Raw genomic sequence first — 2,107 nt, 5'->3', positions numbered from 1 at the left:
CGTCGGTCTGCTCCTGCTCTGCGACAGTGCCGTCGTCGCCGTCGGATGGCGCAGCCGCTTCGATCGGCCCGGTCGCCGTGATTTCGCCGACGGGATCGGCGTCGGGGGTCCCGCTGTCCGGCTCGGTCACTGCGACTCCCGCGGCCGGCCCGGCGCGCCGCGGTTGGCCCGCATCTGCAGCGCGGTGACGATCTCAGGTGCGAGCATCGTGACGTCACCGGCGCCCATGGTGACGACAACATCACCGGGCGCCGCCGACGCGGCCACCGCCTCGGCGACCGACGAGAAATCGGGCAGATACTGCACCGGGGCGCTGACGTGTTCGGCGACGCTCGCCCCGCTCACCCCGGCGATGGGCTGTTCGCGTGCACCATAGACGTCGAGCACGAAAATCTGATCGGCCGCGTCGAGCGCCGCACCGAACTCAGCGGCGAAAGCCTGCGTCCGTGAATACAAATGCGGTTGGAACACCACCAACGAGCGGCCGGCGCCGGTCTGCTCCAGCAGCGTGCGCACCGCCTCCAGGGTGGCGCTGACCTCCGTCGGATGATGCGCGTAGTCGTCGAAAACCTTTACCCCGGAAGCCGTTCCGATCAGCTCGAAACGGCGGCGCACTCCCTCGAAACCGGCCAGCCCGTCCAGTACGCAGTCGGCCGGAGCGCCGATCTCGATGGCGGCCAGCATCGCACCCAGCGCGTTGAGCGCCATGTGCCGGCCCGGCACCGAAAGCCGCAGCACCCACGGATGGATTTCGCCGTCGAGTTTGACGTGTGCGACCGCCTCGGTGCCCTGTTGCTCCCACGACAACAACGTCCCGGCCAGCTTGTGGTCCGGGCCGTCGTACGACGAGCCGTACCGCAGCACCCGGATCCCCAGCGCCGCAATGCGATCGGCCAGCGCGGCCGCGCCCGGGTCATCGGTGCAGACGACGAGCGCGCCGCCCGGGGCGATGCGCTCCGCGAACGAGTCGAAGACCGCGATGTAGGCGTCCGAACTGCCGAAGAAGTCGAGATGATCGGACTCGATGTTGGTGACCACGGCGACATTCGGGGTGTATTCCAGCAGCGAGCCGTCGCTTTCGTCGGCCTCGGCGACGAAGCAGTCGCCGCTGCCGTGGTGAGCGTTGGTGCCGGCCTCGCCCAACTCACCGCCGACGGCGAAGGACGGGTCCCGCCCGCAATGCTGCAGGGCCACGATCAGCATCGACGTGGTGGTCGTCTTGCCGTGCGTGCCGGTCACCATCAACGTGGTTCGGCCGGCCATCAGCTTGGCCAGGACCGCCGGACGCAGCACCACCGGGATGCCGCGGCGACGGGCCTCGACGAGTTCGGGGTTGGTCTTCGGGATCGCGGCGTGCGTCGTGATGACCGCCGTCGCGCCGCCCGGCAGCAGATCCAGCGACGACGCGTCGTGGCCGATCCGGATCAGCGCGCCCCGCGCCCGCAACGCGCGGACACCGCGTGACTCCTTGGCATCAGACCCCGACACCATGCCGCCCCGGTCCAGCAGGATGCGGGCGATCCCCGACATGCCGGCTCCCCCGATGCCGACCATGTGCACCCGCTGCAGCTCGGGGGGCAGCGGCGGGGCATTCATCGTCGCGTTCTCCCCGCCCGCGCGACCTCCCGCGCACTGCGCCGACGTTTTGCGCGCTTCGCTTCCCGCGTCGCGCGCGCGATGTCCAGCGCACTCCGCCGACTTTTCGCGCGCTTCCCATCCCGCGCCGCGCGCGCGATGTCCAGCGCGACCTGGGCCACCCGCCGCGCCGCATCCGGATGACCGACCAGCGCCGCTGCCGTGGTCATCGACGCCAGCCGCGGCGCGTCGTTCAGCAGCCCGGCAACCTGATCGGCGACGAAGTCCGGCGTCAGGTCGGCGTCGGCGACCAGGATGCCGCCGCCGGCATTGACCACTGGTAACGCGTTGAGTCGCTGCTCGCCGTTGCCGATCGGCAGCGGCACGTACACCGCGGGCAGGCCGACCGCAGTCACCTCGGCGACGGTCATTGCACCCGACCGGCAGATTGCCAAATCCGCGGCGGCATAGGCCAGGTCCATCCGGCTCAGATACGGGACCGCGATGTACGGCGGGTCTCCGGGCTCGGGGG

At 70.5% G+C, this 2,107-nt stretch carries 2 protein-coding genes; both read right to left on the bottom strand.

Annotated elements, in window-relative coordinates; genetic code table 11:
• Nucleotides 1-126 precede the first annotated feature (126 nt).
• Nucleotides 127-1,596: a UDP-N-acetylmuramate--L-alanine ligase gene (gene murC / locus WAN02_RS28045; protein ID WP_422268552.1), complete on the bottom strand. Its 1,470-nt coding sequence runs from the start codon at nt 1,594-1,596 to the stop codon at nt 127-129.
• A partial coding sequence (locus tag WAN02_RS28040) for a glycosyltransferase (protein WP_422268550.1) occupies nt 1,593-2,107 on the bottom strand: 515 nt, incomplete at its 5' end. The genes WAN02_RS28040 and murC, both read right to left, overlap by 4 nt.

The sequence above is a fragment of the Mycobacterium sp. genome (assembly GCF_049281135.1).
Taxonomy (GTDB): Bacteria; Actinomycetota; Actinomycetes; order Mycobacteriales; family Mycobacteriaceae; genus Mycobacterium.
The sequence above is the reverse complement of the archived record's forward strand: the minus strand, read 5'-3'. Positions and strand labels throughout refer to the sequence as shown.